Source organism: Chitinophaga ginsengisegetis (genome assembly GCF_900168065.1).
GTDB lineage: Bacteria > Bacteroidota > Bacteroidia > Chitinophagales > Chitinophagaceae > Chitinophaga > Chitinophaga ginsengisegetis.
In genome coordinates, this window is sequence record NZ_FUZZ01000003.1 from 642,817 (window position 1) to 667,576 (window position 24,760).

Consider the following 24,760-nt stretch of genomic DNA (forward strand, 5'->3'; position numbering starts at 1 on the left):
TTGACAACGACTGACAACTAAACAATTTTTGCCTTATCTTTTTGAACTATCCTTTGATACCTGGCCAAACAATATTTCGGGGAACAGTCAAATTTTTTATTCATGAAACCTGTAGATAGAGATTTATTAATCCTGCTACATGAAGATAGGTACACGGAACAGCAGATCCAATCTGCGGTGAGACAAATCAGCGAAATGCTTTCGTTGATTGAGACGATGGATTATCTCTGTGCAGTTATGGAAGTTATGGATTGTAACAAGAGTCGGATTACCAGCAAACGAACCGTGCTGGAAAAAGCAATTTCACGTAAGTCGCATAAGCCTTTCGAATTTATTATTCACAAGAACTAGTAGCCTTACCTCTACAAATTCCCGTTATAGTAGCTTTGACCCGCTGCCCTTATCTGCCTGGTTTTGCTTTTTTTTAAATTCTTGTTGTACGTTTGCCATCAAATAAACGCAATTTACTGATGGCAGATTTTTCGCATCTGCAGGATTTCCTACATCCTGTTTCAAAGGCATTTTTAAACGATGACCAGGAATACGATCCATTCCAGGTGGGCGGTGTAATTGACGCATACGAAGATGATCACCATCCGGATATAGACGCAGCAGATATTATTTTGCTGGGTGTAGGAGAAGAAAGAGGCAGTGAATCCGGCAAAACGGATACACACGGTCCTGATGCTATTCGCCGCGAATTTTTCCGCTTGTACAACTGGCACCGCGATATCAAACTCGCGGATGTTGGCAACCTGCTGCCAGGTGCATTTCTCGCAGATGCATATGCTGCTATGAAAACAGTTGTTGCAGAATTATTAGCCGCCAATAAAACCGTGATCATCCTGGGCGGTTCGCACGATCTTACCTACCCGCAATATAAAGCCTATGCGTCGCAACAATTAATTATTGAAGCCACTGTTGCCGATGCGCTGATCGACCTGAAAGAAGACTCCAGTATACGCAGCGAACGCTTTTTAATGGACATCCTCACTGAGCAACCCAACTACCTGCGTCATTACAATCATATCGGTTTCCAGAGTTATTTCGTACATCCGCGGATGTTAGAAACATTGGATAAGCTTCGCTTCGACTGCTACCGTCTTGGCCGCATCCGTGAAAATATGGAGGAAGCAGAACCGGTATTACGCCACTCAGATTTATTCAGTCTTGATATCAATATTATCCGGCACACAGATGCGCCGGCCAACCAGCTTTCGCCCAATGGCTTCAGCGGTGAAGAAGCCTGCTCCCTGGCCAGGTACGCTGGTATGAGCAGCCGCCTCTCCTCTTTTGGTATCTACGGCTACCGCCCTGAAAAAGACAAAGAACACCTGACCGCCCGGCAAATTTCCCAGATGATGTGGTACTTTATGGATGGACGCGCTGTGAAAAATAAAGAAGCCCTGCTGGACGACCGCGATGCTTTCTGGGAATTTCATATAGCCTTCTCCGATATAGAAACCGTTTTCCTGAAGAGCAAGAAAACAGGCCGCTGGTGGATGCAGCTCCCCGACCGCGAATTTGTACCATGTGCGTATAACGATTACCTGATGGCCAGCAACAATGAAATGCCGGAGCGCTGGCTGCGCCACCAGGAAAGACTTTAAGCGTTATTGTCTCCGTACAATGAACATCATTGTACGGAGACAATATCAAATATTGAGAAGAGTAGTTAACCGCTCTTTGATGAAAGCAGCCTTATTATCAGTGGAAATCATTTCATCATCCAATCCTTCCATCGTGCGTTTATGCATCTTCTCCACCCGCTCATCTATCTTCTTAAAATATTCTTCTTTCTTTGTTTCCCATGCCAGCTGTTCTTCCTGCAGCTTTTGCTGCCGCCCGGTATTCAGGCTGGAATAGAGATAGCGGAGAGTGGTATTCAGTAAACTGTCCAGCTGTTTATAATAGGTAACTGCGCAGCTATACATATTGTGGCTATTGCCAAGGCACTGCTGGTAGCGGATTTCAAGTGTGTCCAGCGCTGTTTGTTGTGATTGTGAATACGCTTTCGAACACAGGAATAACGCAAGAAGGATGATCAGGTTTCGCATAGGGACTGTGTGATCATCAAATATACAAAATATATTTAATAAAATACTAATATCAGTAGTCCTTCTTATTGGTTGCCCAGTTTATCGCCGATAGAGCCGGTGCAAACATCTCCCTGTGGTAGTCCGTTCAGCCAAACCCGCAGGGCTTCGGTACGCTGATTTGTAAGTTCGGTGAGGTAACCGGCCCGGCACATGGGAAATGCACTGCCATAGCTTTTGGCGGCAGCAGGATACATCGCCTGTACCTGTGCATCACGGAATTGTATCCAGATCCGCTGCGCATCTTTCAGGTTTTTAATGAATGCTTTGTTGGCGGCATAATCTTTCAGGATCAGCTGGTAGATATCATTCAGCTTTTTGTCGGCCTCTTTATATTCCTGGCCGGCCTGTTTATTTAATTCTGACTGCGACTGTGAAAAGGCGGCCATGCTGCCTGTAACCAGTAAAAGAAATAGAACAAGAGATTTCATGTTATAAAGGTTTGAAGAATTTAAAAGCATATACCATTGGCAGTTTTCCTTCCATTCCCCGGATATAAAAACGGCCATCTTTTTCGATGGTGTTACTAAAACAGTTATAGGGAGAATAATCAAACTCCTGGAATACCCGGAGCTGCAATCCCTGCGCGGTTAATGAAGAAACGATCTCACTCAGCGGATGATTCCAGGAATAGGAAGTATGCCGGATATCGCTGCCTCCATCGGTGTAGGTTCCGGTAGTTTCTTCCACAATGGTTTGGGTGTTAAAATAGCTGTAGATGATTTCTTTAATGTTGTCATCAAACATCCAGATAACGGGATGAAAGTCTGCCATCACGAATGATCCGCCCGGTTTCAGAAAATGATTCACTACGGCTGCCCATTTATCAAGGTCCGGTAGCCAGCCAATAGTTCCGTAAGAGGTGAATACCGTATCAAAAACACCGTCCAGGTGATTGGGCGCGCTATAAACGTCGCAGCAAACGAAGCGGGCTTTTTTCTCAAGCCCGGATTGAATCGCCAGCTCATTTGCCAGCGTAATGGCAGCATCGGAAAGGTCCACTCCTGTTACGGTGGCGCCCATCCTGGCAAGAGACAGGGTGTCCTGCCCGAAATGGCATTGCAGGTGAAGGATCTGCTTATCCTGTACCGTTTCAAGTAACTGTAATTCTATTTCTTTCAGGGAATTTTTTCCATCAAGAAAGCCGGGAAGGTCGTAAAAATCAGACCGTACGTGAACGCCTGTACGCTTATTCCATAGCTCTTTATTTGTTGAAAGATAATCAGGTAATGGTTCCATGAGCACAGTGTTTAAGGTACTTTGATTTCCAGTGGATGGGGATAATACAGGTTATCCAAAAATAAAAGGTTTCCGTTAATGGAAACCTTTTATTTTTTTGTCGGCATATATCTTTTTAAATCACTACCAGTTCATAAAAATCGCCCGGCGTAAAGTACTGTTTCGCCAGCTGCTGCAATTCTTCAGCGGTAATGGTTTTGATAGTTTTGATGTTATTGTAGAAGTAGTTTTCATCCAGGTCGTTCAGGATGAGGTTTTTCCAGCGCTGGATCAGCTGGAAAGCGCCGTCCAGGTCGCCCAGGATGGAACCTATCATGTAGTTACGAACCAGGTCCAGTTCTTCTTTCGGAACAGGTTCATTCTGCAGGCGTAGCAGCTCCTTGTAAATTTCATCGATGGTAGCTTCGCAAACATCGCGGCCGGCCTCCGTTTGGATGTTCAGCGCACTGGTTTGACGGAAGTTATACAACTGTGAATAGATGCCGTAGGTATAACCTTTTTCTTCCCGGATGTTACTCATCAGGCGGGAGCCAAAGTAGCCGCCAAAAATAGTGTTTAACACCAGCATCTTCGGAAAATCGGGATGGTAACGGTTTGGAAAATGACGGGCCACGCGTACTGCGCCCTGTACGCCATTTTCATCATTGAAGATCCTGAATTTTTTTTCTTCCGCCGGTTGTATGGGCAGATCGAGTTTAACCAGGTGTGTATCTCCGTTCCATTTGGTGGTACCAAAATATTGATTCAGCAACGGGATCATGTTGGCAGGCAGGTTGCCGGCTACAAAGATCTTACAGTTGTTGTAAGTATAGTGCTTCTTATAAAACGCCTGCAATCCTTCGGGTTGTAGGGCGTCATATGCCATCATGGAGCTTACGCGGCCATATGGATGGAATTCCCCGAACAGGTATTTATCAATAAAGCGGTTCCCTACAAAATCGCATTTGAGGAGGTTTACTGCCAGTTTTTGTTTCTGGTTCTGCTTGTACAGGTTCAGTTCCTCTTCCGGGAATATTGGGTCCAGGATCACTTCCTGCAGCACCGGGAGGAGTACTTCCGTATGCTTGGTGAGGCAGTGAAGCGTATAGGTGGCGTTTTCATGGTACGCATTACGGTTCAGGTAAGCGCCGTGATAATCTACGTTTTCGTTGATTTGCTGCGACGTATGTTTGCTGGTACCATTTTTCATGAGAAAGTTGGTGGCTGTGGCTTCCAGGCTTTCGCTTTCATACCAGCTGCCTGCAGGAAATACCAGCTCCAGCTGTAATGTTTCCTGTTCGTCAGATTTCATTACATATACCGGGATGCCATTGTCCAGGGTGAACTGTTCATATGGCTTCAGTTTTATATCGAAATCCACCGCATCTTTAATGGGAGGGGCAATAGTTCTGTTCATCGTGTCTTATTTAAAGGGTGAGGGCCGAAAACAAGTCACTGCTTTAGTTGGCAGCGTAATAGTAAATGGTATTTGAATTCTTCTCATCAAAAAGGAGTTTCGCTTCCTCATGTATTTCTGCTGCGGTTACTACTTCGTAATTTTCAAATTCGCGGTTCATCAGAGCAGCGTCGCCCAGCAGTTCATAAAAAGCCAGGTTATTGGCGCGGTTGAGCAGGCTCATGTCTTCAAAAGCCAGCAAACTTTCCACGCGGTTTTTTACTTTTTGCAGTTCTCTTTCTGAAATGACTTCCTGTTGCAGTTTTTCCAGTTCCTGTTGAATGGCTTTTTCTGCATCTTTCATCTTTACGCCTTTTACCAGTTTGCCTTCTATGGTTAGCAGGCCGGCATCGAGGCTGCCAAAATGATAACACTCAATATTGCTGAATAGTTTTTTTTCTTTTACCAGTACCTGGTTCAGGCGGGAGGAGCTGCCTCCGCCGAGGATGTCGGAGATCAGGTCGGCTGCATAATAACGCTTGTCCGTACGGGCGTACATGTGATAGCATTTATACAATGCATCCAGGGGTACATTGGCTTTTACTTCCAGTTTATGCGCGGCCGTTTGGGCGGGTTCAACCGGCAGGTTGCGATAGTATTTTTCGCCGGAAGGAATGTCGCCGAACCATTTTTCTGCGAGCGCTTTCACCTGGTCTACCGTAACGTTACCGCCTACGGAAAGAATGGCATTTATGGGCCGGTAATACTTAAAGAAAAATGCTTTTACATCTTCCAGTTTAGCATTTTCAATATGTGATAATTCTTTACCGATGGTCATCCAGCGATAGGGATGGGTAGTGTACGACAGCTCGCGCATTTTATGCCATACATCTCCATAAGGTTTATTGATGTAATGTTCTTTAAATTCTTCTGATACTACTTTGCGTTGCACATCCAGGCTTTTCTCATCAAAGGCCAGGGAGAGCATGCGGTCACTTTCCAGCCAGAAACCGGTTTCAATATTTTCTGCCGGAAGCTGAATGTAGTAGTTGGTCAGATCACTGGTGGTGTACGCGTTATTTTCGCCACCAGCCATTTGTAATGGTTCATCGTAAGAGGGAATATTGATGGATCCGCCAAACATCAGGTGTTCAAACAGGTGGGCAAAGCCGGTTTGAGCCGGATTCTCATCTCTCGCTCCTACATCATACAGTACATTTATTACCGCCATTGGCGTAGTATGGTCTTCGTGAACAATTACCCTCAGTCCGTTTGCCAGCGTAAACTTATTATAATGGATCATATCTTTTTATTGGTCAATATGGTAAAAATAGGGAATTACGGTAAGCTTTCAGCTCAAAGCAACAAAAAGCTACTCGAGGTACAGTTCCTTCTTATCGTAATTAATGGTAAGCGTGTAGTCTTTCCAGATATCATAACCAATGGAGCCGGCTACTTCTGTGAATACGCCGAGGTCGTCGATATCCTTGCTGTAGCTCACCGGCACATTAGGGATGCTGCGGCCGCCCATTTCCAGTGAGGGCACCGAACTATTGATGTAGTACAATACCTTCAGCATATCCTGTACGCGGTCTGTATTGATGGTGGGAAGCAGGGTATTGAGTTTGTATTTATCTACATAGGGCCAGTTAAAAAGGATGCCATAGTCGCCGCCGGTGGTGATGTGATAATGGCCGGGTAAGCGGCGGCCATCGGGCAGCTGGATGGAGGCATCAATCACCGGTGTGCTGAAATTCAGCTGAAAATGCAGCAGCCGGCCGGTATTGCCAACGGGCGTTTTCCCGGACTTATACAGTACGAGCTGTTTGGAACGGTAGTCAATTTTTACGATGTAAAGCTTTAGCAAAGCGATTCCTATGATCCCGTCTACCGGCCCCAGGTTGCTGAGGTTTTCCAGGTATACTTTCACATAAGGCAACCGGAGTTCTTTGAGATAGAGGGCATTCAGGGTAGCCAGTTCCGTTTTAGCCATTGCATTGTTGGTGCCGGTTAAGAAGGCATTCCCTGCATTTCTGAGCTGTAGTTTGGCGGCTGTGGCGATGTTCATCACGGTTACTTCTGCCCCGCTGTCAAAAATAAAATGAAGGGTATCTGAACTGCCGGAAACCGCAACAGGGATAATCACCTGCCGGTTTACCAGTTGGAAGGGAATGACGGCTACTGGTTTGCTGTTATCCGTTGCTGCTGCTGATGAGCCTCTGCGCTGGGCATGGGCAGGCATTAGGGCATAGCTGAATACGATGGTTACTGTCAATAAAAAGCGCCACATGACACAAATAACGTCAAAGAATACTTTTTATTGGCAATTTTTTAATGAGGAGTTCTTTATCCCGGCTTACCAGGCAGGTGGCCCTGGTGCCTATGTTTTTCAATAATTCGCGGAACAGCTGGAGGTTTGGGCCCAGGTTATTGTTGATGCCCATGATAATATCGCCTGTTTTGAAGCCTGCTTTTTCTGCCGGCGATCCTTTGATAATATCAGTTACTTCAACCCTTCCATCGATCAGGTAGATGATCAGACCTGTGTAGGAATAGTCGAACATATCACGGAAATGCGTGTTGGGCAGCATGTATATTTCCTTTTTGCCGTAGTTGAGTGTGATGTTGAAACGGCGGAGCAAATCGTTCCCTATCATTCCGCCAAGAAAAGGATAAGCGGTAACGTTGCTTTTATCATCGAACACATAAGTGGGCACATTCCGGAAACTGTAGTTGCCGATGCGGAATTCATTGACGGTGGTGAGCGACATGGTCATCTTCCCACCGAGGCCCTGGGCTTCGGTTTGTATGATTTTTTTGGTGCGGCGTCTTTTGCCCTGTAATACGCTGCTGTCGTTTACAAACTGGGACGACAGCAACAGGCACATACCGGCACCGGTATCGAAATAATAACGGTTGGTGATGGTGCGCACGGAGTTCTTCAGGGGGGCGGATATCAGCGGGATCTGTGTAAGGGATGGTCGCAATAGTTGACCACCTTTGGGATAAGTATATTTTCCTTTGGAATAAATAATAATTTCTTCGGTATCATAATCTATCGTCACAATATACCGGCTCAGCAAGCTATAGCCAATGATGCCATCTACCTGTATGCCATACACCTGGCTGATCAGCTCATAGTCGTTGATGTGGAAGTCGAGGCTGTCGACCTTTAACCCGGGCAGCTTCAGGGAGTGATGCCGCGCAAAAGACACCGGCTTGGAGCTGCCAAGACCTTTAATGATCCGGTCTGATGGTTCCATGCTTATTCCCAGTCGCACGCAGGTAGAAGTATCCAGTGAAATGCCTGCACTGCCTGTATCGAGGATGAACTGAAGGGTATCAGGATAATTGCTGACCAATGCCTGGATCACTACAACTCCCCCATAGTATTGCTTGAAGTGGAAGCGCGTAAGCAGCATAGCTTCGCGTGTACTATCGTTATCGAACGTGGCATTTCCGGCTTGGGTGCTCATCGATATACCGGCGGCTGCCAGAAGCAGCATAACGTGTAACAGAATTGGTCTAAGCATACTTGGTTGATGCAGGGGATGTGTATTGCTATAAATTTAACATTAAATAGTGTTCGTATAAAATATTTTTATTACAGGCGGTTAATTGCCTAAATACTACCTTTGCTGAAGTTATTCAGGGTTAGAAACACAGCATATGGAACTTCAGGATTTATACAAAAAGGCGCAGAACTTTGAGTTTCTGACAGCAGCAGAGGGCGTTTACCTGTTTGAAAATGCTCCACTGGCAGAATTGATGGAAATAGCCAACGAGTTACGCAAGCAACAGGTTCCACATGGAAAGGTAACCTGGCAGATAGACAGGAACGTAAATACCACCAATGTATGCACGGCCAACTGCAAGTTTTGTAACTTTTATCGCATTCCCGGCCACAAAGAGGCTTATATTACGCCAATTGAAGAGTACAAAAAGAAGATCGAGGAAACCCTTAAGTATGGCGGCGACCAGCTGTTGTTACAGGGAGGACACCACCCGGAACTGGGCCTCAGCTTTTACGTAGATCTCTTCAGAGAACTGAAACAGTTATATCCTGCATTAAGATTACATACCCTCGGGCCCCCCGAAGTAGCACATATTACCAAACTGGAAAAAAGCACGCATATAGAAGTGCTTCGCGCCCTGCAGGAAGCGGGCATGGACAGTCTTCCAGGCGCCGGTGCTGAGATCCTGAACGACCGCGTACGCCGCCTCATTTCCAAAGGAAAATGCGGTGCGCAGGAGTGGCTGGATGTAATGCGTGCAGCGCACAAACTGAACATTGCCTCTTCCGCTACCATGATGTTTGGTCACGTGGAAACGGTGCTGGAACGTTTTGAACACCTGGTGGATATCCGGCAGGTACAAAGCGAAAAGCCGGAAGGGAATTATGGCTTTACTGCCTTTATCCCCTGGACATTCCAGGATGTGGATACCCTGCTGGCAAGGATCCGTGGCGTACACAACATGACTACCGCAGAAGAATATATCCGTATGATCGCCATGAGCCGCATCATGCTGCCGAATATTAAAAATATCCAGGCATCGTGGTTAACCGTGGGTAAACAGGTGGCGCAGCTTTGCCTGCACGCCGGCGCCAACGACTTTGGTTCTATCATGATCGAGGAAAATGTGGTAAGCGCCGCCGGAGCGCCGCATCGTTTCACCTACCTGTCTATGCAGGAGGCGATCCGTGAAGCCGGTTTTGAACCGCAGTTACGCACACAATTGTACAAATTCAGAGAGCTGCCTGCCGCTATTGAAGAACAGGTAATCAACTACTGATAAGAAAAATACTAACTTAAACAAGAGGTTGTCCCGGAACCCTGATCATGCTGATTGGCTGATCAGGGTTTTGTGATTTTAGCGAAGGTTAGCCGAGGTTGTCCTGGGACACTGATTACACTGATTTTGTTGATTGGCTTTTGTGATTTTGGCTTTTGGGAGATTGGTGAGGGGGATGATAGGGATTGAATAAAAATTGCCTTTAAAGATTGCTTTTAGGATGCTTCGTTCCTACGTAGCATACGCTTAGCAGATACTTAGCAGATACTTAGCACATGCTTATTACATGGAGGTGACGTGGAGGTGACGTGGAGGGGACGTGGACTTGATCCCAGGATCGTTTACCACAGGGCATTACAGACGAAAAAATTCGGGCCGTTGTGCGCAATTCTGCCCTATAAGTGAAACAGTACCCTGATATACCGGCGAAAGTGAGTGAACGGCATTCAATAAACCCTTGCCCTTAAACGGGCTCATCTTTTTAAACTATTTAAAGAATGGTGATGGAGAAAAGCCGTTCAAATTCACTGAATTTTCCGAAAATCATACAAAAAGCGAAAATAAAGCCAATTTTCCAGAGAAATATCAATGCAGAAATTAAAATCTGACGAGTGTACTCATCTCCCCAAATCCCTCAAAATCACAATAGCCAATCAGTAAAATCAGCGTAATCAGTGTCCCAGGACAACTTCCGCTAAGCATCCCAGGGCAAGCACTTTTTTATTGTGCATAAACCATTCATTAGCAAATCATTAACAAGTCTCAAAGATTTGTTAAAACTATCGTGTACATGTTACAAATCGTCTTGTTCTACGTCTAACAGTTACAAACTAACTAATTAAACTAAAGGAGGGAATATGAAAAAGCTGGGTCTTATCATGGCGGGATTTGCAATGATCGTCATGGCAGCCTGTTCAAGCACCAAAGTAACGTCTTCCTGGCGTTCCAATGATGCACAGCAACTGCAAAAGGATAACAAAATAATGGTAATGGCGCTGGTACCTCAGAGAGACCGTACCCTGCGCAGCCAGATGGAAAATTATACCGTATCGGAACTGAGAAGAAAGGGATATAATGCCGTATCTGCACTCCAGACCTACGGCCCCAACGACATGGCTAAAATGAATGAAAAGCAGGTGTTGAAGCAATTACAGGGTAGTGATGTAAACCAGATCATGACCATTGTAATGCTGGATAAAGGCAGGGAAAGAAACTTTGTTCCCAGTTATTCACCTTACGGCTACTATGGCTTCTGGCCTTATTACTCTATGTGGTCGTCCAGGATGTATGCACCGGGATACTATACCTACAACACCAAGTATCAGTGGGAAGCTAACCTGTATGATATGAAAAGCGGACAAATGCTGTACTCCGTACAGTCACAGTCTTTCGACCCGCCAACAACGGAAAGAATGGCCGTATTATACGCCCAGCAGGTAGTAAAAGATATGGCTAAACAACAGTTGTTAGCAAAACAGTAAACGGTAATAAATAGGGAATAAACAGCCGCGGGCTTTTAGTTTTTGTACACTAAAACTAAAGGTCAGCGGCTATTTACTGCGAGCTGGTTGGATTTTACGGGAAATCGGTGTAAGTTTAACGCCCTTTTAAATCCAGTTATGTTCGAAGTAACCGTTAATGAAGACATATACCTCCGGCAGCTACAGGTGCAGGATGCCCCTTTGGTATATAAACAACTGGATGTATCGCGTAAAAGCCTGCGCAGATTTTTACCCTGGGTAGATTATAATACCAACGAAGAACATTCCCTCCGTTTTATACAGCTGATGTTACGCAAAGCCGAAGAACAGGAAGCCATCGCACTGGGCGTATGGTACAAAGAAGAGTTTTGCGGTGTTATTGATCTTCATGGATGGGATCACCAGTTGCAGAAAGCAGAAATTGGGTATTGGATAGGAGAAGATTTTCAGCGGAAAGGCATTGCCACCGCTGCGTGCAAAGGACTCATTTCCTTTGCCTTCAAAAAACTCCACCTGAATAAAATAGAGATCCGCTTTGTGCTGCAAAACGAACGTAGCGGGCAAATCCCGATCAGACTGGGATTTGCCAAAGAAGGAACCCTTCGCCACAGCGCCAAACTGCACGGGCAGTATGTGGATATGGTGGTAATGGGCGTGTTGCGGCAGGACTGGAAATATTAGCTTTTCAGCTGGTTGCGTACTTTACTGTGTTTCTTACCGTAAAATTCATAGATCGCCATCCCTATCGCCATCCATACGATGAGACGCAGCCAGGTATCCCAGGGCAGGAACGCCATCATCACCGCGCAGGTGATAATGCCCATCAGCGGTACAAAGGGAACCCACGGTGTTTTAAATGCCCTCGGTGCGTCCGGCATAGAATACCGCATGATCCAAACCCCCGCGCATACGATCACAAACGCCAGCAGGGTACCAATGCTGGTCATCTCCCCTACTACCCTTACCGGTACCAGTGCCGCAAACAAACTTACAAACACACAGAAAAGGATATTCGATTTCCACGGGGTACGGTAACGGGGATGAACATCCGAAAAGATCTTTGGCAGTAGCCCATCTTTAGCCATACTGTAAAATACCCTCGATTGTCCCCAGAGATCTACGAGGATCACGGAGGTATAACCTACTATGATGGCCAGGATAATCATTTGCCCCAGCCATTTGTAAGGCGTGTGTGCAATGGCAATAGCCACCGGCGCCGCACTGTTTTTAAACTCTTTATAGGGCGCCAGTCCGGTGAGCACATGGGAAAAAAGAATGAAAAGAACCGTGCAAACAGCCAGCGATCCGAGGATGCCTATAGGCATATTGCGCCGCGGATTTTTGGTTTCCTGCGCCGCGGTGCTCACAATATCAAAACCGAGGTATACAAAGAAAATAACCCCTGCTCCCCGTAGAATACCGGATATGCCGTATTCTCCAAAGGTGCCTGTGTTTTTAGGAATATATGGGGTGAGATTAGCCGGTTGTATATACTTCCAGCCCAGGGCAATAAAAACAAGCACTACGCCCACTTTGAGCGATACCACTACTGCGTTCCAGATGGCCGAGCCTTTGGTGCCGCGCATCAGGATAGCCGACATGAGGATGATGACCAATGCTGCAGGAAGATTGAAATAGCCGTGGGTGGTGACACCGTTTGCCAGGGTTATGGTTTCAAACGGGGAATGTGAAAACTGCGCCGGAATGTAAATTTTGTATCCTGCAAGGAAGGCTACCAGGTAGTTAGACCAGCTAATGGCCACTGTGGCAGCTCCTACCGAAAATTCAAGCACCAGGTCCCACCCGATGATCCAGGCAAGCCGCTCCCCCATCGTCGTATAGGCGTAGGTGTATGCACTCCCCGCCACAGGGATCATGGAGGCAAATTCAGCATAGCAAAGACCGGCAAAAGCACAGCCAATACCTGCCACTATAAAGGAAAGTGTAACTGCCGGCCCGGCGTTATTGCCGGCTGCGGGTCCCGTAAGGGAAAATAACCCAGCACCGATAATAACACCCAGGCCCAGCATCAGCAGCTGAAAGCCATTCAGCGTGCGTTTGAGGGTATCTTTACTTTCACTGGCCGACTCGTTGAGCAGCCATGATAAAGGCTTTTTGTAAGATTGATTCATGTTGTATACCCTACTGTTTTAGTAGACTGGTCCGCGAAAGTAGGATATATTTATGAATTTAAGCCAGATCACAGATTCCTATCGCCTGGCGGAGCGATGCGATCTGGTCTTTATGGGCAGGAATAAACTCCTGGGCCACATGGCCTTTAAAGCCGGTTTCGTAGATTGCTTTCATAATAGCCGGGTAGTACAGCTCCTGGGTTTCATCAATTTCATGACGGCCAGGTACTCCGCCGGTATGGTAATGCGCAAAATATTCGTGGTAGCTGCGGATATTACTGATTACATCCCCTTCCATGATCTGCATGTGGTAAATGTCGTATAACAGCTTAAAATTGGGAGAGCCCACTGATTTACACAGTTCTACGCCCCAGGCGGTATGATCGCACTGGTAGTCGGGGTGATTTACCTTGCTGTTCAGCAGCTCCATTACCAGCGTTACCTTTTTCTTTTCTGCATAGCCGATAATGCGTTGTAAGCCTTTGGTACAGTTTTCAATGCCCTGCTGGTCGCTCATGCCGTTACGGTTGCCTGAAAAGCAGATCAGGTTGGTAAAACCGGCTTTTGCGGTTTCATCTATATAATGCTTAAAATACTCTTCCAGTTTATCGTGGTGGGCAACGGTGTTAAATCCTTTGCCAATATTCCAATCCGGGCCGTTACTGGCTACCATAGCGGTGATCATGTCATTCTTCTTGAGAATGTCGAAGTCTTTCGGATCAACGAGGTCAATGGAATGAATGCCTATTTGTTTGGCCGCCTTACACAGTTCATCCAGCGGCATGTTATAACACCATGCGCATACCGAGTGGTTAATTTTGCCTTTTAATTCTTCACCTACTGCCAGATCGTGTGCAGCTACCCTGGTAGAGAGGGATGATAACGCGGTGGATGCGAAGGCCATTGTGGCTACTTTCTTAATCATATCGCGGCGAGAGTTTTCCTGATGCATAAAAAGGTTTGCTTTAAAACTGCCATCAATGTAGGCGAAATTATGTTTACTTACAAGCTCCCGCCGCCTTTTTTGGAAGGAAAAGAGCGTGGAAATACGGATTTTATTTTTCCCGTAGATCCAACCGCGCTCATCCCGCGTTTATATAGTAACTTGCAGTTAGTTTAGATTTTGGTAAGTAATTTGTTTAAGTATTGAAAAGCGGAGGTTGATATGGAAAAAAAATATACTCCCAGTTTATGGATCTGCATCCTGATGGACCTGTTAGGATGCGCCAGTTACGCAGTTCCGGTATTAGGGGATGTCAGCGACTTTATCTGGGCCCCGATTTCTGCCATCATTTTCTACCGTATGTTTGGCGGCACTATTGGTACTTTCGGTAGTGTTTTTAACTTTATGGAAGAGTTATTTCCAGGCACCGATTTTATTCCCACCTTTACCCTCGCCTGGGTATTGAAGCGGGTAAGGGCCCCCAGAAGAACGGTGTCGATCTGAATTATTCTTAAAATAACAAGGGCATTATTAATCAACAGAGATTAATAATGCCCTTTTCTATAAATGGTTAACTCAGAAGCCTCTTGGTCTCATTCCACCACGGCCGCCTCCCGGAGGGAAACCCATCATACGGTTGCCTCTTTCTCCCTTACCGGTATTACCTCCAAACTTATTCAGGAAGTAGGTGAAGCTCACCATAAAGTACTGCTGTAACACATTGCTCTGCACATCCTGGATGTAGTTATCTGCCACGGTGCGGGATACACTGATATATTGCCTCAGCAGATCAAATCCCTGGATCTTGATCATCCCCTGTTTTTTCGGGAATACATACTTTGAAACGTTGGCGTTCCACATGGTAGAGGTAAGGTTATACCCCGCCTGACGGCCACGGTTCATGGTACAGGTAATATCGCTGCCTATCATGAATCCCAACGGCAGATTGATGTTGAAGTCGGTATTGATGTTGTAATCCAGGTAGCGGGTATCATTGGCGCCTGCGCTGGCCTGTGAATAGTTGGTGGCATTGAAATTAACGCTGCCGCCCAGTGAAACGTCAAACAGCTCCTTGTACATATAACTTACGTTGGCGGATTGCGACAACTGCAATGAATTGGTACTGCTGTTAATGCCATTGCTCACAATTACATCTTTATTATAACTCACGGAAGTTCCTGTGTTCAGGTTTTGTCCGGGCGTTTTAGATAAAGGAATGGAGTTGTGCACCATACCGGAAATATTGTAATTGCCATTTACGTTTACCGGCCTTACAGTTTGCTTGCCTGTTTCAGGATCAAGGGTAGTAGCATTGATAATTTTATTCACGGTATAACCGCCGTTCAACCGTGCAAACATACCCCGGAAGGTGATGTTGTTAAACGAGTTGTAATTAACGCTGAGGTTATTGGTGAAAGATGGTTTCAGGTCCGGATTACCCAGCTGGATATACAGCGGGTTACTGTTGTCCGGCACAGGCGCCAGCTGTTGTACGGATGGCTGCTGTGTATTCCCGTTGTAGTTTATGTGTAACCGTTTGTTTTTGGAAAAGGTATAGTTAAAAGATGCCTGCGGAGAGAAGTTGACTGTGTTTTGTGTGATCAGACTATCTTTCCCGGTAAGGAATGAATACGTGTTATTCTCCAGGTTATTAAACAGCACATTTAATCCTATGGAGTAATCATATTTCAGCTTGTTGGTGCGTATAGCAAAGCCGGCCTGCTGGTTCAATGTACTGTTGGTAAAAGAATTGCTCAGCGAGTCGTTCATGATATTGTACTCTCCTTTCGCATCATCATAATCGTAGGTGTATTTGGTACTGTTGCTGTTGTATTTCGTGATGCCATAATTTGCTTCCAGGAAACGGTCCCTTCCCAACGGTTCTGTGTAGGTAAGGTTTACACCTTCATTACGGCTATTGGTATTTATTTGATTGCGCTGATTGAAGTTAACAACACTGTCGGCAGAAACGTAGTTGATACTTGACTTTACGTAGTTCTCCTGATCATTATCACTGTTGTTGTAGCTAAAGTTAAGGCTCAGTGTACGGCCTGCTTTTTTGAACCGTTTGCGGAATAACAGGGTACCACCATAATTTTCATTGTGGCCCTGGCCATCGTTGTAGGTAAGTCCCCTGTTCAATGTATCCTTGTTGGTGTTCAGCGACAGGTTGTCTGTAACACTATAGCTGTTGCCGTTTGTAAGGGAATACGTTGGTGAAAAAATCAGTGAATGAAAGGAGTCGATTGTATATTCCACCCTTGCAGAAAAGCGGTTGTTGCTGTTATCTGTTTGGGAGGTGGAATTGGTGTTATCGTAGTTGGTGGTGGCGTTACCTTGTTTATCTGTACTGAATGTTTGCTTTGCCGTTTTTTGTTCTATATTATTTTTGGTATCATTAAAAAAGTAGCTGCCGTTAACGATCAGGTTTTTACTGAAGTCCTGGTTGAAGTTGAGGCCTGTGTTCCAGTTGCGGGTGATACCGCTGTTGTTACCGCCGCCCATGAGCTGTTGCATACCACGTCCGCCGCCGCGGCCACCACCGCCTCTTCCACCACCGGCAGAACTGAAGCTCATCGCATCCTGTTGGGTATAGCCCATATTGTTTACGTTATTACCGCCGCCGAGCAACGACATCTGCTGGTTTTCCCTGAAGCGGTTTAAGCTGAGGGATACGCCATAGCGGTCGTTGGTGCCATAGCCTGCGGTAGCGCGGCCAAACAATCCTTTCTTTTTATCTTTCTTAATGGTGATGTTGATTGTTTTTTCTGTTTGCCCGTCGTCGATTTGTGTGAACTGTGCCTGGTCTGATTTTCTGTCTATCAGCTGTACTTTATCAATAATATTGGCCGGAAGGTTTTTGGTGGCGAGTTTGGGATCGTTACCGAAAAACGGTTTACCATCTACCAGTACACGGGTAACAGTTTCTCCCTGTGCGGTAATAGCGCCGTCTTTATCTACAGTAACACCGGGTAGCTTCTTCAAAAGGTCTTCTACCACTGCATTTTCACGGGTTTTAAATGCATCGGCATTAAATTCAAGGGTATCTTTTTTAACAACAATGGGTGGCTTCTCGTCCAGTATTTCCACGGCATTCAGATTTACTCCTTTGAGCACCATTGGGATGTTGCCGAGAGATAATTCTTTATGGTCCTGGTTAATCTGTATTGATTTATTGATGGGTTTATAGCCCAGGAAGCTTACGTACAGGCGGTATGCGCCATCGGCGATGTTGGTTAGTTCAAAGTTGCCTTTGTTGTCTGTCATGGTGGTGGTGGCAACGCTGGAGTCTTTTGCGTTCAGTAGCACTACCGTGGCAGCGGGCATGGCATCCCTGGAGGTAGAGTCAGTCAGTTGGCCTTTAATCTTTCCTTGTTGAGCCTGAGCCTGGGCATGTATAATGCCCAAACCCAGTATCAGCAAGAGTTGTATAAGTTTCTTCATAAATGAATTTAACAGGAAAGGGGAAAGTTAGGATGAAATTTATTTATTGTTGTTGCCGCTTACGTAATTTCTCCATTTCCTGTTTCCTGATTTCTCTCATCTGTTCCTGCGTTACTTTTTCTGCACCGGCAGGAATGCTAAGATCCGTATCTGTTACGGCTTTCAGGCTAACGCTTTTTGCGGTGAATGCGCGTTTGCTGCCTTCAGCAGAAAGCACTACGGCGTTGCTGTCGGGCAATAATCCGTTCACCGGCGAGAAACTGAAAGGTAAATCGGTGGTATACCAAACGGTGTAGGTATCGTCCTTCAGCTGTATGGTGGCCTTTTTACAGTTGTATCCTGCAATCTTTTTGGTTTTGTCGGACGACTTGTTATTAGCGGTAAAGATGAAATCTTCTTCTGTATAATAAGTTTTCTTATCATCGCCGAAGGTGCTGAATACCTGTACATACTTCTTATTGGCCAGGTCTACATACTGTGCGTTACCTCCCCGTCCCATCATGCCCATACCCATGCCGCCGGGGCCTTGTCTGCGTGGATTACGGGTGCTGGTATCTCCTTCGGGGCGTTGTCTTCTGCCGCCGAAGCCACCGCCTTCAGGGCGTTCTGTAGTGAGTTTGCCGAGGTTGTTGCTGAAAGTAAATACCTGTTTGAAGGTGATGACATCCGGAATTTCGGGAGCATCGTCGCCACCACGCTGGAATCCGCGCATGCGTTCGGGGTCTGTTTTGGCGGTTACTTCATATTCTATTACTCCTGATTGCTGTGCAAATACAGGGCTGGTAGCAGATAGCAGCGTAGCTGCTGCGATGAATAAACGGATAGTTCGGTTCATACCTGATTGATTTTACAGCAAATGTGAATCTTCGCTTTCATTTTTTGGGTTAAAAAGCTTTATTTACTGTTATTTACTGTTAAGGGCTGTCTGTAAGCGTTAATCTTCCTTATTTACTGTTAATTACTGTTAAGGGATTGTCTTGTTTTCCCTGTGGAATGGATAGTTTTGTAAGGATCTTAAAATCTTTCATGCGACAAAGAATCAGAAATATTCTCATCCTCATGTCTGTCTGTATCCTGGGCATATTTCTGTTCCAGGGGTACTGGCTGTACAATTCATACAAATTAAGAGAGGAACAGTTCAATAAAGAGATCAACGAATCGCTGCGGATGGCCGTGTTCAATAAGCAGTTTTCTGATGTACGCCGCTATATCCGTTATTTCGGGAAAGATAAAGACTCGCTGAAGTTACCTATGCGCGGACTGGCAGATCAGCTGGAAGAAATAGGTATGCCTAAAGGCAGGCGCTTCAAGGGGCAGCATTACGACCGCTACCCGGGGCAGCCCAGGACAACAGCCTTCCCGGGCGACTCACCCAACAGGATATATGTGGATACACTGGCCAGGCAGATTTCTGAGTTCCTCATTACCAGCAACTTACACGACGATAGCACCAATCTTAAAAAACTGGACTCGGTATTCAAAGTGGAGCTGGCCAACCGCCAGATAGCCACGCCTTATGAACTGGATACCTTCCATCTGAACTACAGCGGCTTTGAAAGGGAAACGTTCAGGGACAGCATCCGCCGGAGAGAACCCAGGCAAACGGCTAAAATTCCTTTTAACCCTGCCAGCAACTTATTCGTACAGGCCAGCTTCGATTCTCCCCTGCAGTTTATTTTACAGAAGATGATCTGGACCCTGCTCAGCTCACTGGTATTACTGGTGCTTACTACCCTCAGCTTTATGTATATGCTCAGAACAATTCTTAAGCAAAAGAAGCTGTCGGAAGTAAAGAATGATTTTATCAATAACATGACGCATGAGCTGAAAACGCCCATTGCAACAGTGTCTGCAGCGGTAGAGGCATTACAGAATTTCAATGCGTTGAACGACCAGCGTAAAACACAAACGTATCTCGATATATCAAAAAATGAATTGCAGCGCTTATCAGACCTCGTGGAAAAGGTACTGCATATTGCTGCCGAAGAAAAAGAAGATATTGAATTATTCCGGGAGGAAACAGACCTGAATGAAGTGATTGATAACATCCTTTCCAACCACCAGCTTAAAGCAGGAAAACAGCTACAGCTACGTTATGATAATAACCTGGCCGGCAAAACCGTGTTTGTTGATAAAACACACCTGGCCAGCGCTATCAACAACCTGGTGGATAACGCTATTAAGTATTCCGGCGAACACGTGCAATTATATCTGCAAACCAGCCTTGAAAACGGTATCTTAAAGATCCGGGTAAAAGATAATGGCATCGGCATTCCGAAGGTATACCAGGGCAGCATCTTTGATAAGTTTTTCAGGGTGCCTACCGGCAACCTGCATAATGTAAAAGGATTTGGCCTGGGATTAAGTTACGTGCGGAAAATAGTGGAGATGCATGGCGGCGCCATACAGGTGCAAAGTGAACCGGATAAAGGCAGCGAATTTACCATTATCATCCCTTCTGCTTAACCATATAAAAGAGATCTATGCCCAAAGTATTATTGATAGAAGATGAAGTGCAGCTCGGACAAATTGTGAAAGACAGCCTTGAAATGCGGGGATTTGAAATGTTGTATGCCGCCGATGGCAAAGAAGGGCTGCGTATTTACCAGCAGGAACATCCCGATGTAGTGGTGCTGGACATCATGATGCCCAACATGGATGGCTTTTCGGTGACCGCAGAGATCCGCAAGCAGGATAAATTCACTCCTATCATTTTCCTGACCGCCAAATCCCAGACGGCCGATGTGGTGAAAGGCTTTGAACTGGGCGGAAACGACTACCTGAAAAAGCCGTTCAGTATGGACGAGCTGATAGTGCGTATTACGGCCCTGCTGAAACGTTTCGGCGATAACCCCGGCACCCGTGAAATGGAAGAAGGCGCTGTAACCATTGGCCAGTATATTTTTAACTATACCAAACAAACCCTTGCCCGTAATAATTCCATCGAGTTCCTGTCGCACCGCGAGGCGGCCATTTTACGCCGGCTATACGATAACAAAAATGAGGTAATGGAGCGTAAGGCTGTACTGCTCGACCTTTGGGGAGATGATAATTTTTTTAATGCCCGCAGTATGGACGTATTTATCACGAAACTCCGCCGGTACCTGAAAGATGATTCCCGCGTACAGATTGTGAACATCCGGGGAGTGGGTTACAAACTGATTTTTTAACGGCTCATGGCCGGGTCGGATTCAAAAGTAATATACACACGGGTGCCCTCCACCGTATTCTCCGCTCCGGGCAGGTCGGAGATTTCAATATTAAATTGTTTATGGTACATGGTTCGGTAAAGGGTGGCCCTTTCCATGCATATTTCCATGCCGCGGGAGTGATGGTTGTTGCTTTTCAGCCCGTCGTGATGATATTGCAGGGCCTGTACCCTTCCAATGCCGTTGTCTGTTACTTCGCAGGCATACAGGTTCGGCGCCAGCTGTATCCACTGGATCTGCAGCAGCCGGTTTGTGCTCTTATGCATGAGGCCATGCCAGATGGCGTTTTCCACAAAAGGTTGTACCAGCATACAGGGCACATATAAGGCCGATGGAGAGATCTGGGGATCGGTATAGAGCGTATACTCAAACCCGTTATTGGTGCGTAATTGTTCCAGTTTCAGGTAAAGCTCCAGCAGGTCGGTTTCTTCCTGTAAAGGGATGAAATTCTTATCGGCCAGCATTAACACCTTCCGGAGCAGGCCGGCGAAGCGGGAAATGTATTCCTGTGCCAGCGCCGTTTCCCCGGTCATGAGGGCGGTATAAATGCCGTTGAGGCAATTAAACTGGAAATGTGGGTTCACCTGTGACTTCAGGTTCACCAGTTTTAGTTCGGTGAGCTGCTTGTGGAGAAGAAGCAGGGAAGCCTCCTGTTGGTGGCTGTTCCGGATCATAGCTTCGCTACTGCCTTTGAAAAGAAGGTAACGGGAACGGTAATGCAGACAAAGGAGAAAAAGAATGGCGGTGCCGGCTGCAGCCAGTATCAGCATAACAGTGTGTATAGTGACAGGCATAACCCCCTCGATTTGCTCATGAAAATATACGTCATTTCCGGCAAAAAAGGAGCAAGGGGTAAACCTCTTCAGTTTACGCCTAAACGCTTATCTTTGTTGTTTATGGAACAGTTAGTACAGCAAATAGCAGCCTACAAAGAAGAAATAGCGGCTTTTACGCCTGCCGGCGCAGCGGATCTGGAACAGTACCGCATAAAATTCCTGGGTACAAAAGGTATCGTGAAAGCTCTTTTCGGGGAGATGAAACAGGTACCGAATGACCGTAAGAAAGAATTCGGGCAGATATTAAACGAATTTAAACAACTCGCGGAATCCCGCTACGAGCAATTCAGTGACCTGAAAGATGCTGGTGGCGCAGATGCCGGCGATATAGATTATACGTTGCCTGCCGCCCCTCACCGGTTAGGTACCAGGCACCCTATCAGCCTGGTAAGGAATAAGATCATCCGCATTTTTGAGCGCCTGGGCTTTACCATTGCCGAAGGACCGGAAATTGAAGACGACTGGCACAACTTTACAGCATTGAACTTACCGGAAAATCATCCGGCCCGTGATATGCAGGATACTTTCTTTATCAGCAAAAATCCGGATTGGCTGCTGCGTACCCAAACTTCCTCCGCCCAGGTAAGGGTGATGGAAGAAGGCAAACTGCCTATCCGCATCATCAGCCCGGGAAGAGTATACCGTAATGAAACCATTTCCGCCCGTGCACATTGCTTCTTCCACCAGGTAGAAGGATTGTACATCGACGAAAACGTTTCTTTCGCAGACCTCAAACAAACGCTGTATCACTTTGTCCAGGAAATGTTTGGCGAAAACATAGGCATCCGTTTCCGTCCCTCCTATTTCCCGTTTACAGAACCCAGCGCGGAAATGGACATCGTATGCTTCATTTGCGGAGGTACCGGCTGTAATGTATGTAAGCAAACCGGCTGGGTGGAAATACTCGGTTGCGGAATGGTACATCCAAAAGTACTGGCCAACTGCGGCATCGACCCGGAAAAATATTCCGGCTTTGCCTTCGGGATGGGAATAGAACGTATTACCATGCTGAAATACCAGATTAAAGATCTGCGCCTGTTCTCTGAAAACGACACCCGTTTCCTGGAACAATTTGAAGGAGCAGTGTAAATATTTATTACCAGGCTATTTGGTTATTACATAAATGCAGCGGAATATTCCGCTGCATTTATGTAATAACCGGATGAAAAACCTCAAAAAGTGATTCAAACTATTGCCGTATGCGGCGCAGGCACTATGGGTGCCGGAATAGCACAAATAGCAGCCTACAGCGGATTTACTACTTTGTTGTTTGATATTCAGCAGGACGGCCTGGACAGGGCGAAAGCACAGATTGAGAAGAGCCTGACGGTAGCCGTGGAAAAAGGGAAACTTACCCCTGCAGATAAAGACAGCATCCTGCAGCGGATCCGTTTTACCGCAGCTATCGAAGATTGTGTAGCCGATGTGATCATAGAGGCTATTGTAGAAAGAATAACCGCCAAAACAGCACTCTTTAACCAGCTGGCCGCTATCAATACCGCGGAAACCATTTTTGCTTCCAACACTTCTTCCCTTTCTGTTTCTGAAATAGCTTCGGCTGTCAGCGTTCATCCATCGAGGGTGGTGGGCATGCACTTCTTTAATCCTGCACACCTGATGAAACTGGTGGAAGTGGTAAGCGGAAAGGAAACCGCTCCGGAAGTAGCAGATACCATCTATGAACTGGCAGAGAAGATGGGTAAAGTGCCGGTAAGGGTAAAAGATTCTCCCGGTTTTATTGTGAACAGGGTGGCCAGGCATTATTACCTGGAAGCCATGCATATTGCAGAACGGGGTCAGGCAGACTTCAGTACCATCGACCAGCTGCTGGAAGCAGCCGGGTTTAAAATGGGTCCTTTTGCATTAATGGACCTGATAGGTAACGATATCAACCTGGCGGTAACGCAATCGCTGTATGATGCTTTTGAGCAGGCGCCCCGCTTTAAACCTAATGTACTGCAGGAACAGCGGGTGAAGGAAGGTAAGCTGGGACGTAAAACAGGATTGGGTTTTTACAGGTACGAACAATAACAGGTTTTAGTTATTTTTGAACCTCTTTCAGAAAAAAGAATTTTTGTCTTCATGATTTTAGTCACCGGCGGTACAGGTTTTTTGGGTAGTCATTTAATCCGGGCATTGGTTGCCGCAGGGAAACCTGTGAGGGCATTGTACCGTAAACAACCTTCTCCCCGGTTGCAGGATATTTCCGATAAAATAGAATGGGTACCAGGCGACATCCTGGACGTGTGCGCACTGGAAGATGCCATGACGGATGTAACACAGGTATATCACTGTGCTGCAGTCGTTTCTTTCCAGGCAGCGGACAAAGACCGCCTGCTGAAAATTAATGCCGAAGGCACTGCTAACGTGGTGAATATGGCATTGGATGCAGGTGTTAAAAAGCTCCTGTATGTAAGCTCTGTAGCTGCTATCGGTAGGGCAAAGCCTGGTGCTGCCGTAAATGAGGAATGTGAATGGGAAGACAGTAAAAATAATTCCCGTTACAGCATCAGTAAGTTCCAGGGAGAGATGGAAGTATGGAGAGGTATTGCGGAAGGACTGGATGCTGTGATTGTGAACCCTGCCATTATCCTGGGTGCGGGTTTTTGGGATGAAGGCTCCGGCTCCCTGATCAAAAATGCCTGGAAAGAATTTCCCTATTACACACAGGGTGTAAATGGGTTTGTAGATGTGGAGGATGTGGTAGCTGTCATGATACGGTTAATGGACAGCGATATCAACGAGGAGCGGTTTATCCTGGCAGCAGATAACTGGAGTTATCAGCAGTTATTTACCACTATGGCGCAGGCGCTTGGTAAGAAGCCGCCGCATATTGCGGCAAAGCCCTGGATGGCCGAAGCGGTGTGGCGCCTTGAAAAGGTAAAGGCGATGTTTACCGGCAAACATCCGCTCATCACCAAAGAAACGGCCCGTACTGCCCAGCTCAAAGTATATTACGAAAACAACAAGATCTTAAAGGCTTTACCGGGGTTTCAGTTCCGGCCATTGGAAGAAACCATCCGGAATATTTCTGCCGCCTACCTCCGGGAACGGGGAGTTGGTCTTTCTCAGGATTGAACTGATTTTACTGATTTAGGAATTTGATCACTTTTGATTATAAATGATTTGGGGAGATCTTAGCGGGTATATTCGCTTAGATCTCCCCAAATCATTTATAAAATCCCCAAAAGTAAAATCCCTAAATCAGTAA

The 24,760-nt window shown here is 46.2% G+C and carries 23 protein-coding genes; 11 read left to right on the forward strand and 12 right to left on the reverse strand.

Annotated elements, in window-relative coordinates:
• The first annotated feature begins 102 nt into the window (after nt 1–102).
• Together B5Z18_RS21300 and B5Z18_RS21305 are read left to right on the forward strand one after the other, a co-directional pair.
• Nucleotides 103–351 (forward strand): hypothetical protein, encoded by a 249-nt coding sequence (locus tag B5Z18_RS21300; protein ID WP_079471515.1) that lies wholly within the window; start codon nt 103–105, stop codon nt 349–351.
• Nucleotides 352–470: 119 nt separating this feature from the next.
• Nucleotides 471–1,610, forward strand: a complete 1,140-nt coding sequence (locus tag B5Z18_RS21305; RefSeq protein WP_079471516.1) for a formimidoylglutamase — start codon at nt 471–473, stop codon at nt 1,608–1,610.
• 45 nt (nt 1,611–1,655) lie between these two features.
• Here B5Z18_RS21305 and B5Z18_RS21310 read toward each other — a convergent pair whose 3' ends face one another.
• The 7 genes from B5Z18_RS21310 to B5Z18_RS21340 all read right to left on the reverse strand — a co-directional run bounded on the left by B5Z18_RS21310 (nt 1,656) and on the right by B5Z18_RS21340 (nt 8,216).
• Nucleotides 1,656–2,057: a lysozyme inhibitor LprI family protein gene (locus tag B5Z18_RS21310; RefSeq protein WP_079471517.1), complete on the reverse strand. Its 402-nt coding sequence runs from the start codon at nt 2,055–2,057 to the stop codon at nt 1,656–1,658.
• A gap of 65 nt (nt 2,058–2,122) precedes the next feature.
• Nucleotides 2,123–2,527, reverse strand: a complete 405-nt coding sequence (locus B5Z18_RS21315; protein ID WP_111577195.1) for a lysozyme inhibitor LprI family protein — start codon at nt 2,525–2,527, stop codon at nt 2,123–2,125.
• Nucleotide 2,528: 1 nt separating this feature from the next.
• Entirely contained in the window at nt 2,529–3,335 is an 807-nt protein-coding gene (locus B5Z18_RS21320) for a class I SAM-dependent methyltransferase (RefSeq protein ID WP_079471519.1), read from the reverse strand.
• 115 nt (nt 3,336–3,450) lie between these two features.
• A complete protein-coding gene (locus tag B5Z18_RS21325) occupies nt 3,451–4,731 on the reverse strand; it encodes a M16 family metallopeptidase (RefSeq protein ID WP_079471520.1) in 1,281 nt (426 codons plus the stop codon).
• 43 nt (nt 4,732–4,774) lie between these two features.
• Nucleotides 4,775–6,013, reverse strand: coding sequence for a M16 family metallopeptidase (locus tag B5Z18_RS21330; RefSeq protein ID WP_079471521.1), 1,239 nt, complete (start codon nt 6,011–6,013; stop codon nt 4,775–4,777).
• 69 nt (nt 6,014–6,082) lie between these two features.
• Entirely contained in the window at nt 6,083–7,000 is a 918-nt protein-coding gene (locus tag B5Z18_RS21335; RefSeq protein ID WP_079471522.1) for a retropepsin-like aspartic protease, read from the reverse strand.
• Between the two features lie 13 nt (nt 7,001–7,013).
• The gene (locus B5Z18_RS21340; RefSeq protein WP_079471523.1) at nt 7,014–8,216 is read right to left on the reverse strand and encodes an aspartyl protease family protein; all 1,203 of its coding nucleotides are present in this window, start codon (nt 8,214–8,216) and stop codon (nt 7,014–7,016) included.
• 163 nt (nt 8,217–8,379) lie between these two features.
• Here B5Z18_RS21340 and mqnC point away from each other — a divergent pair, with 163 nt between their 5' ends.
• The 3 genes from mqnC (at nt 8,380) to B5Z18_RS21355 (ending at nt 11,666) form a co-directional block, all read left to right on the forward strand.
• Nucleotides 8,380–9,504: a cyclic dehypoxanthinyl futalosine synthase gene (gene mqnC / locus B5Z18_RS21345; protein ID WP_079471524.1), complete on the forward strand. Its 1,125-nt coding sequence runs from the start codon at nt 8,380–8,382 to the stop codon at nt 9,502–9,504.
• 857 nt (nt 9,505–10,361) lie between these two features.
• Nucleotides 10,362–10,985, forward strand: coding sequence for a hypothetical protein (locus tag B5Z18_RS21350; RefSeq protein WP_079471525.1), 624 nt, complete (start codon nt 10,362–10,364; stop codon nt 10,983–10,985).
• A gap of 138 nt (nt 10,986–11,123) precedes the next feature.
• Nucleotides 11,124–11,666 (forward strand): GNAT family N-acetyltransferase, encoded by a 543-nt coding sequence (locus B5Z18_RS21355; protein ID WP_079471526.1) that lies wholly within the window; start codon nt 11,124–11,126, stop codon nt 11,664–11,666.
• On the opposite strand, the gene B5Z18_RS21360 is transcribed toward B5Z18_RS21355, so the two are convergent.
• Together B5Z18_RS21360 and B5Z18_RS21365 are read right to left on the reverse strand one after the other, a co-directional pair.
• On the reverse strand, nt 11,663–13,117 hold the full coding sequence (locus tag B5Z18_RS21360; protein WP_079471527.1) for an amino acid permease: 1,455 nt from the start codon (nt 13,115–13,117) through the stop codon (nt 11,663–11,665). The genes B5Z18_RS21355 and B5Z18_RS21360 overlap by 4 nt on opposite strands.
• A 58-nt stretch (nt 13,118–13,175) precedes the next feature.
• Nucleotides 13,176–14,042 (reverse strand): hydroxypyruvate isomerase family protein, encoded by an 867-nt coding sequence (locus B5Z18_RS21365; RefSeq protein ID WP_235015976.1) that lies wholly within the window; start codon nt 14,040–14,042, stop codon nt 13,176–13,178.
• 240 nt (nt 14,043–14,282) lie between these two features.
• On the opposite strand from B5Z18_RS21365, the gene B5Z18_RS21370 reads away from it, so the two are divergent.
• The gene (locus B5Z18_RS21370; protein ID WP_079471529.1) at nt 14,283–14,564 is read left to right on the forward strand and encodes a hypothetical protein; all 282 of its coding nucleotides are present in this window, start codon (nt 14,283–14,285) and stop codon (nt 14,562–14,564) included.
• A gap of 72 nt (nt 14,565–14,636) precedes the next feature.
• Here the strand turns inward: B5Z18_RS21370 and B5Z18_RS21375 are convergent, their stop codons facing one another.
• Both B5Z18_RS21375 and B5Z18_RS21380 read right to left on the reverse strand, forming a co-directional pair.
• Nucleotides 14,637–17,504, reverse strand: a complete 2,868-nt coding sequence (locus B5Z18_RS21375) for a TonB-dependent receptor domain-containing protein (RefSeq protein ID WP_079471530.1) — start codon at nt 17,502–17,504, stop codon at nt 14,637–14,639.
• Nucleotides 17,505–17,547: 43 nt separating this feature from the next.
• Entirely contained in the window at nt 17,548–18,339 is a 792-nt protein-coding gene (locus tag B5Z18_RS21380) for a GLPGLI family protein (RefSeq protein ID WP_079471531.1), read from the reverse strand.
• A gap of 191 nt (nt 18,340–18,530) precedes the next feature.
• Between B5Z18_RS21380 and B5Z18_RS21385 the strand changes: the two genes are divergently transcribed.
• Nucleotides 18,531–19,970 (forward strand): sensor histidine kinase, encoded by a 1,440-nt coding sequence (locus B5Z18_RS21385; RefSeq protein ID WP_159454382.1) that lies wholly within the window; start codon nt 18,531–18,533, stop codon nt 19,968–19,970.
• A gap of 17 nt (nt 19,971–19,987) precedes the next feature.
• Nucleotides 19,988–20,674 carry a response regulator transcription factor gene (locus B5Z18_RS21390; protein ID WP_079471533.1) on the forward strand — a complete coding sequence of 229 codons (687 nt, stop codon included), beginning with the start codon at nt 19,988–19,990 and terminating at the stop codon, nt 20,672–20,674.
• On the opposite strand, the gene B5Z18_RS21395 is transcribed toward B5Z18_RS21390, so the two are convergent.
• Nucleotides 20,671–21,507 (reverse strand): sensor histidine kinase, encoded by an 837-nt coding sequence (locus tag B5Z18_RS21395; RefSeq protein WP_079471534.1) that lies wholly within the window; start codon nt 21,505–21,507, stop codon nt 20,671–20,673. The two genes, B5Z18_RS21390 and B5Z18_RS21395, sit on opposite strands and share 4 nt — an antisense overlap.
• A 102-nt stretch (nt 21,508–21,609) precedes the next feature.
• On the opposite strand from B5Z18_RS21395, the gene pheS reads away from it, so the two are divergent.
• From pheS to B5Z18_RS21410, 3 genes are all read left to right on the forward strand, one after another.
• Nucleotides 21,610–22,638, forward strand: coding sequence for a phenylalanine--tRNA ligase subunit alpha (pheS, locus tag B5Z18_RS21400; RefSeq protein WP_079471535.1), 1,029 nt, complete (start codon nt 21,610–21,612; stop codon nt 22,636–22,638).
• Between the two features lie 90 nt (nt 22,639–22,728).
• On the forward strand, nt 22,729–23,580 hold the full coding sequence (locus tag B5Z18_RS21405) for a 3-hydroxyacyl-CoA dehydrogenase NAD-binding domain-containing protein (protein WP_235015977.1): 852 nt from the start codon (nt 22,729–22,731) through the stop codon (nt 23,578–23,580).
• Nucleotides 23,581–23,631: 51 nt separating this feature from the next.
• Nucleotides 23,632–24,627 carry an NAD-dependent epimerase/dehydratase family protein gene (locus B5Z18_RS21410; protein ID WP_079471536.1) on the forward strand — a complete coding sequence of 332 codons (996 nt, stop codon included), beginning with the start codon at nt 23,632–23,634 and terminating at the stop codon, nt 24,625–24,627.
• The last annotated feature ends 133 nt before the right edge of the window (nt 24,628–24,760 follow it).

Excerpts from the sequence above, each read along its gene's own strand:
- B5Z18_RS21300 (WP_079471515.1), top strand. The coding sequence starts at position 103 with ATGAAACCTGTAGATAGAGATTTATTAATCCTGCTACATGAAGATAGG.
- B5Z18_RS21305 (WP_079471516.1), top strand. The coding sequence starts at position 471 with ATGGCAGATTTTTCGCATCTGCAGGATTTCCTACATCCTGTTTCAAAG.
- B5Z18_RS21310 (WP_079471517.1), bottom strand. The coding sequence starts at position 2,057 with ATGCGAAACCTGATCATCCTTCTTGCGTTATTCCTGTGTTCGAAAGCG.
- B5Z18_RS21315 (WP_111577195.1), bottom strand. The coding sequence starts at position 2,527 with ATGAAATCTCTTGTTCTATTTCTTTTACTGGTTACAGGCAGCATGGCC.
- B5Z18_RS21320 (WP_079471519.1), bottom strand. The coding sequence starts at position 3,335 with ATGGAACCATTACCTGATTATCTTTCAACAAATAAAGAGCTATGGAAT.
- B5Z18_RS21325 (WP_079471520.1), bottom strand. The coding sequence starts at position 4,731 with ATGAACAGAACTATTGCCCCTCCCATTAAAGATGCGGTGGATTTCGAT.
- B5Z18_RS21330 (WP_079471521.1), bottom strand. The coding sequence starts at position 6,013 with ATGATCCATTATAATAAGTTTACGCTGGCAAACGGACTGAGGGTAATT.
- B5Z18_RS21335 (WP_079471522.1), bottom strand. The coding sequence starts at position 7,000 with ATGTGGCGCTTTTTATTGACAGTAACCATCGTATTCAGCTATGCCCTA.
- B5Z18_RS21340 (WP_079471523.1), bottom strand. The coding sequence starts at position 8,216 with ATGCTGCTTCTGGCAGCCGCCGGTATATCGATGAGCACCCAAGCCGGA.
- mqnC (WP_079471524.1), top strand. The coding sequence starts at position 8,380 with ATGGAACTTCAGGATTTATACAAAAAGGCGCAGAACTTTGAGTTTCTG.
- B5Z18_RS21350 (WP_079471525.1), top strand. The coding sequence starts at position 10,362 with ATGAAAAAGCTGGGTCTTATCATGGCGGGATTTGCAATGATCGTCATG.
- B5Z18_RS21355 (WP_079471526.1), top strand. The coding sequence starts at position 11,124 with ATGTTCGAAGTAACCGTTAATGAAGACATATACCTCCGGCAGCTACAG.
- B5Z18_RS21360 (WP_079471527.1), bottom strand. The coding sequence starts at position 13,117 with ATGAATCAATCTTACAAAAAGCCTTTATCATGGCTGCTCAACGAGTCG.
- B5Z18_RS21365 (WP_235015976.1), bottom strand. The coding sequence starts at position 14,042 with ATGATTAAGAAAGTAGCCACAATGGCCTTCGCATCCACCGCGTTATCA.
- B5Z18_RS21370 (WP_079471529.1), top strand. The coding sequence starts at position 14,283 with ATGGAAAAAAAATATACTCCCAGTTTATGGATCTGCATCCTGATGGAC.
- B5Z18_RS21375 (WP_079471530.1), bottom strand. The coding sequence starts at position 17,504 with ATGAAGAAACTTATACAACTCTTGCTGATACTGGGTTTGGGCATTATA.
- B5Z18_RS21380 (WP_079471531.1), bottom strand. The coding sequence starts at position 18,339 with ATGAACCGAACTATCCGTTTATTCATCGCAGCAGCTACGCTGCTATCT.
- B5Z18_RS21385 (WP_159454382.1), top strand. The coding sequence starts at position 18,531 with ATGCGACAAAGAATCAGAAATATTCTCATCCTCATGTCTGTCTGTATC.
- B5Z18_RS21390 (WP_079471533.1), top strand. The coding sequence starts at position 19,988 with ATGCCCAAAGTATTATTGATAGAAGATGAAGTGCAGCTCGGACAAATT.
- B5Z18_RS21395 (WP_079471534.1), bottom strand. The coding sequence starts at position 21,507 with ATGCCTGTCACTATACACACTGTTATGCTGATACTGGCTGCAGCCGGC.
- pheS (WP_079471535.1), top strand. The coding sequence starts at position 21,610 with ATGGAACAGTTAGTACAGCAAATAGCAGCCTACAAAGAAGAAATAGCG.
- B5Z18_RS21410 (WP_079471536.1), top strand. The coding sequence starts at position 23,632 with ATGATTTTAGTCACCGGCGGTACAGGTTTTTTGGGTAGTCATTTAATC.